Annotated in this window: 4 protein-coding genes; 3 read left to right on the forward strand and 1 reads right to left on the reverse strand. The window is 60.4% G+C overall.

Annotated elements, in window-relative coordinates; genetic code table 11:
- Positions 1–73: 73 nt before the first annotated feature.
- Genes RHOFW104R8_RS15810 through RHOFW104R8_RS15820 form a run of 3 tightly spaced genes read left to right on the forward strand, consistent with a single transcriptional unit; the run spans position 74 to position 5359 of the window.
- On the forward strand, positions 74–1321 hold the full coding sequence (locus RHOFW104R8_RS15810) for a restriction endonuclease subunit S (RefSeq protein ID WP_082823666.1): 1248 nt from the start codon (positions 74–76) through the stop codon (positions 1319–1321).
- Positions 1318–4614, forward strand: coding sequence for a type I restriction endonuclease subunit R (locus tag RHOFW104R8_RS15815; protein WP_068094557.1), 3297 nt, complete (start codon positions 1318–1320; stop codon positions 4612–4614). The genes RHOFW104R8_RS15810 and RHOFW104R8_RS15815 overlap by 4 nt, the downstream gene beginning before the upstream one ends.
- Complete coding sequence (locus RHOFW104R8_RS15820; RefSeq protein ID WP_153021702.1) at positions 4607–5359, forward strand: M48 family metallopeptidase; 753 nt, start codon at positions 4607–4609, stop codon at positions 5357–5359. Before RHOFW104R8_RS15815 ends, RHOFW104R8_RS15820 begins: the two co-directional genes overlap by 8 nt.
- Before the next feature lie 31 nt (positions 5360–5390).
- Here the strand turns inward: RHOFW104R8_RS15820 and RHOFW104R8_RS15825 are convergent, their stop codons facing one another.
- Entirely contained in the window at positions 5391–6068 is a 678-nt protein-coding gene (locus tag RHOFW104R8_RS15825) for an enhanced serine sensitivity protein SseB C-terminal domain-containing protein (protein ID WP_082823667.1), read from the reverse strand.
- Positions 6069–6168: the final 100 nt, after the last annotated feature.

Below are 6168 nucleotides of genomic sequence, written 5' to 3' on the forward strand. Positions count from 1 at the left end.
TGCGTGCAACACGAAACGGCGGAAAACCGCGGCGTTAGCGGCCGTAGAGAATGCAGGTGCAAGGGAGGCAAGCATGCTTCCTAAGGATTGGTGGCGCACCAGGCTGGAAAGCATTGCGGACGTGCGAACCGGTTTGGCAAAGGGAAAAACTGGCCTGAAAGATCCAGTAGAGCTTCCCTATCTCCGCGTGGCGAACGTCCAAGACGGGCATTTGAATCTGGCCAAGGTCAAGACGATCTGGGTCGAACGCGACCAAATCGACCGCTATAGATTGAAGCGTGGCGACGTCTTGATGACGGAAGGTGGCGACTTCGACAAGCTCGGCCGGGGGGATGTCTGGCGCGAGCAAATTCCATTGTGCCTCCATCAAAACCACGTTTTTGTCGTTCGACCCGACCAGAACCGCCTCGATTCTGGGTTTCTTGCCGCTATGGCGGCTAGTGAGTACGGCCGGAACTATTTTCTGAGTTGCGCAAAACGCAGCACGAACCTCGCAAGCATCAACGCCACCCAATTGAAGGCCTTCCCGGTATTACTCCCTTGCTTGGAAGAGCAACGTGGAATCGCAGCTGCATTGGCCACCTGGGATGCCGCCATTGCCACCACCGAACGGCTGTTGGCAAACAGCCTTGAGCAAAAGCAGGGGTTGCTTGGAAGGCTTCTGATCCACGACCGCCAAGCGAATACAAAGCAGCGCGGCTGGTCGTTTGTCGATTTCGACGAGGTGTTCGAGCGAGTCTCGCGTAAGAACACGGAAGGCAACACCAACGTGTTGACGATCTCTGGCGCGCTTGGACTGGTTAATCAACGCGACTATTTCAAGAAGTCCGTATCCAGCGTAGACCTGACGGGATACACGCTGCTACGACAGGGAGAGTTCGCCTACAACAAGAGTTACTCGGCCAACTACCCCATGGGCGCCATCAAGCCGCTGACGCGCTATGCGTCAGGCGTGGTTTCCAGCCTCTACCTCTGCTTTCGTTTCCGTGAAGGCATCGCGGTCGACGCGGACTTTTTTCGCCACTACTTCGATGCCGGCATGCTCGATGACTGCCTTGCTGGCATCGCTCAGGAGGGGGCACGCAACCACGGACTGCTCAATGTGCCGATAGGTGATTTCTTCAAGCTTCGCCTACACATTCCCGACGTCGATACCCAACGCCGTATCGCAGTCGCGCTGAACATGACAGAACGCGAACAGCACCTCATCAGAACACAGATCGCGAGGCTCCGAACCGAAAAGTCCGCCCTGATGCAACAACTCCTCACCGGCAAGCGCCGCGTGCGTCTGCCTGCCTCACCAGAGGCCGCGTCCGCATGAACGACAGCGCCCCCGATACCCGCGAACAGACCAGCGCACAGATTCCCGCGTTGCATCTGCTAGTCAATCTCGGTTGGCGCTACCTCACGGTTGCCGAGTGCCTGAGCCTGCGCGGCAGCACCCGCGAAGTGATGCTCAAGCCACGCCTGATCGAAATGCTGAAAAGCCGCCGTTTCGATTACAAAGGCGAGCGTTACCCGCTGTCGCCCAGCGCCATCGACCAGATCGTGCGCGAGCTGTTCGCGCTGCCGCTGGCCGAAGGGTTGCTGGCGGCGAACGAGCGGCTGTACAACAAGTTAGCGCTGGGCATCACCGTCACCGAGTTCATGCCGGACGGCAAAAAGCACCAGCCGACTATCGCCATCATCGACTGGACCGACCCGGCGGCGAATTTGTGGGATGTCACCGAGGAGTGCGAGCTGCTGTCCGCGCAAGGCACGCATCACCGCACGCCGGATATCGTCTGCTACGTCAACGGCCTGCCACTGGTGGTGATCGAGGCGAAGCGGCCCGAGTCCGGCCAGGTCGGCAAGGCGATGGTGACCGAGGGCATCAGCCAGCACCTTCGCAATCAGCGCCAGGACGAGATTCCGCAGCTGTTCGCCTACGCGCAGCTGCTGCTGTCGATCAGCCAGACCGATGGCCGCTACGGCACCACGCATACAGCCACCAAGTTCTGGGCGCGCTGGCGCGAGGAGCAGCTCGACGAGAAGCAGCTGGCGGCGATCAAGAACCGCGCGCTGCCTCTGGATACGCAACGCGCCTTGTTCGACGGCAGGCCAGCCAGGCTGCGCGTCTATTTCGAGGCGCTGTGGACGCAGCCGATCCTACCCACCGACCAGGATCGCCTGCTCGCGGGGCTGCTTGCGCCGGCTCGCCTGTTGGAGTTCCTCCGCGGCTTCGTGCTGTTCGACCGCAAGGTGGGCAAGGTGGTCGCTCGCTATCAGCAGTTCTTCGGCATCCGTGCGCTGCTGGCGCGCATCGCGCAGAAGCGGCCCGATGGCGGGCGTGAGGGCGGTGTGTTGTGGCACACCACGGGTTCGGGCAAGAGCTTCACTATGGTGTTCCTCACCAAGGCACTGCTGTTGAACGACGGATTGAAGGAGTGCCGGGTGGTGGTGGTGACCGATCGCGTCGACCTGGAAACCCAGCTGGCACGCAACTTCATTACCGGCGGCGCGTTCGGTTCGGCCATCGCCACACGTAAAGAAGGCGAGCATAGCAAGGCCACATCCGGTCGCGAGCTGGCGCGGCGTATCGGCCACGGCACCGAACGCATCACCTTCTCGCTGGTGCAGAAATTCAACACGGCTTCCAAACTTCCTGAGTGCCGCAACGACTCGGCTGACCTGGTTGTGCTGGTGGACGAAGGTCACCGTAGCCACGGCGGTGAAACCCACGAACGCATGCGCAAGGCGCTGCCGAAGGCAGCTTACATCGCCTTCACCGGCACGCCTTTGCTGAAGGACGAAAAGACCGCGAACAAGTTCGGTGCCATCGTGCACGCATATTCCATGCAGCGCGCGGTGGAGGACGAAACTGTGGCACCGCTGCTCTACGAAGAACGCGTACCCGAGCTGGACATCAACGAAGAAGCGGTCAATCGCTGGTTCGACAAGATCACCGCGGCGCTGTCGTCGGCACAGAGTTCGGATCTCAAGAAGAAGTTTGCCAGCAAGCGGGCCATCTACGGTGCAGCCAACCGCATCGAGCTGATTGCATGGGACATCGCCACCCACTTCAACGAAAACATCAAGAAGCTGGAGCTGGGCCTCAAGGGCCAGGTGGCCACCGATAGCAAACTGGACGCGATCCGCTACAAGAAGGCGCTGGACGATACCGGGCTGGTAAGCAGCGCCGTCGTGATCTCTGCCCCTGATACGCGAGAAGGCAATGCCGAGATCGACGAAGACGCGATGCCGGAAGTGCAGAAGTGGTGGAAGCAGAACATCGTGGATCAGAAGCTTGATCCGGAGGAGTACGAGAAGCAGGTGCTGCAAGACTTCGGCGGCGATGGTTCGCCCGACCTGCTGATCGTGGTCGACAAGTTGCTTACTGGCTTCGATGCGCCGCGCAACACCGTGCTGTACATCGACAAGCCGCTGAAGGGTCACAACCTCATCCAGGCCGTGGCGCGCGTGAACCGCCTGCATGATGCCAAGCGCTACGGGGTGCTGGTGGACTACCGCGGAATCCTCAAGGAGCTGGATGTGGCGGTGCGTGCATATCAGGATCTGGAGGCGCGCACCCAGGGCGGCTATGAGCTGGCCGACCTCGATGGCCTGTACCAAGACTTCAGCACGCAGTACAAACGCCTGCCTGCCTTGCATGAGCGTCTGTGGTCCTTCTTCAAAAGCGTGGCCAACCGCAAGGACACCGAGCAGTACCGCGAGATCCTGAAGCCGCATCTTGTGAAGGGAGGCGATGGCGAGGAGTATGACGCGCGGCAGAAACTGCGTGACGATTTTTCAGAGGCGCTGACCGAATTCGGCCTGTGCCTGCAGACGGCGTTGTCCTCGCGCGGCTTTTTCGAAGACCAGAGCTTCTCCGAGGAACTGATTCGTCGCTACAAGGATGACCTGCGCTTCTTTTCCAGTCTGCGCCTGATTGCCCGTCGTGACGCGATGGAGACAATTGACTACAGCGTCTACGAGGAGCAGATCCGCAAGCTGGTGGACAGGCAGGTGATCGGCCGCGAGGTGCGCGATCCGCAAGGTGTGTACTTGGTGCATGAGCTGGGCAAGATCGAGGATCCGCAGGATTGGTCCGAAGAAAAGACCCGCAACGAAACCGACCTTATCAAGACGCGCGTGCGCAAGACCATCGAGCAGGAGCTCGCCGACGACCCCTACGCACAGAAAGTTTTCGGTGAACTGTTGCGGCAGGCCATCGCCGAGGCGGAGGCCATGTTCGACCATCCGTTGAAGCAATACGCACTGTTCAAGGCCTTCGAGCAGAAGGTCGAGGCACGTGAAACCCCTGGCATGCCGCCCGCGCTGGCGAAGAACCGGCACGCGATGGCCTACTTTGGCGCCCTGAAGCTGGTGCTGGGCGACGCAGCCTTTGACGGCATGGGGGAAGCGGAGCACCGGGCGTACACCGATCTCGTCGTGGAGATAGATCAGGTGGTGCGCGATGCCATCGCCGAGAACTCGCTCAACCCACAGAACATCGAGGCGGCGGTGCGCAAGGCGCTGCTGCCAAAGCTCTTCGCGCGAGTGGGCCTGGATCAGGCGAAGGCCGTGGTCGACCAGATCATCCAGATCGTGCGGGTGGGCTTAAGCCGTGCGTGAAGTGTTGCTTCATGAAGCCGGCTGGAGCATCCAGTACGGTGAGGAGATCATCCGGTTCGCAGTACGTAGGCAGCCGCAGCGCCGTCGCGGAAGCATCGCCATCCACGTCGAGCCGTCTGGCTGCGTCGTCGTGGACGCCCCGGCTGATGCTTCGCGACCGACCGTACTCGCCGCGGTGCGGAAGCGTGCGCGGTGGGTGCATGAACATCTCGCCAGCTTCCGCCGCCGGTATGTTCATGTATTGCCACGCGAATACGTCAGCGGCGAGGCCGTGATGTACCTCGGTCGTCGTTATCGTCTGAAAGTGATTCCTGCCAACGCGGCCGACGCCGGCGTGAAGTTGTGCGGAAGCCACCTTGAGGTTCGCTGCGTCGAGCCGACGCCGACGTCGGTTCGTGAGGCCATGGAGGCCTGGTATCGCGCCCGTGCCCGCTCGGTTTTCGCCGCACGCGTCGACGATATGCTCGCGACCATTCGCTGGAAGCAATTGGCGCCTCGGATGCGCTTGCAGGCCATGAAAACCCAGTGGGGCAGCTGTTCGCCGACGGGGAAGATCACACTCAATCCGTGGCTGGTGAAAGCGCCGCGCGATTGCATCGACTACGTGATCCTCCATGAGCTGTGTCATCTCAAGGAGCACAACCATAGCCCGCGATTTTTCAAGCTGCTTGATCGGCACATGCCGACATGGCGGCAGCGCAAAGCGCGCCTGGATGAACTCGCCGAAGTGATACTGAACCTATAGATGCGGCAAACGCGCGGTTACAGTGTTTCCATCAAGCTCCGAAAATCTGCACACCGCCGTTGCAGATCTCGTCGAGCGACTCACCTGGCTCCAAGAACCTCATGTCGATCGGCAGGGCAAGCTTCAGCGCTCCTGCTTTGAATGCGAGTGCAACCAGCTGGAGGAGGCGCTCCTGATGCGCCTTGGCGGCCACGACGGTAAGGAGCAGGATGACTGCTGCGCTCTCGTCCTGACGATGCAGCTCCGTCAGGAAAGCCGCTTTTACCGTGGCCTCCTGTTGGAACAGATTGCGTAGGATCATGTTTAGTGCAACCGTCGACACAGACGGTGGTCCGATCAGGACCTCGGTCTCCGCAGGTATCTCGTCCATGGCGAAACTGCCAAGTGCTCTTCCCTCCAAGATGGCTGTGATCTCTGGCGGGTAGAGCGCGATCGCATCCACGTTCGGGTTAAGCATCAGCGAGGCACCTTGCGTCAGCTCGAACAGATCTCGGCCCGACATCGCCACGATGAGCGCTGCGTTGCTCGCTGCCTCTTCTGCTTGCCCCTTGTCACTGAAGAACGGCAGCATGGTTTGTCCGTTGTCAGGGCGTATGAACTGAATGAAACGCATGACACCTTCAGGCGGGGTCTCCATCGGTACATGGGCGTAAACCGTCGCGTTGAGCAACGCCTTGAAGAAGGCGTCTTGCGCGTATTCAGGATTCACCCCTTGCGGGGGAGCCTTTGCGACAGCCGGGTTCTACCCCGTTAACGCGGACACTTCTAAGAAGACCGATCATGGTCAAAAAGGAGTGTCATGTCCAAGC

Origin of the sequence: Rhodanobacter sp. FW104-R8 (genome assembly GCF_001617365.1) — a bacterium.
GTDB lineage: Bacteria > Pseudomonadota > Gammaproteobacteria > Xanthomonadales > Rhodanobacteraceae > Rhodanobacter.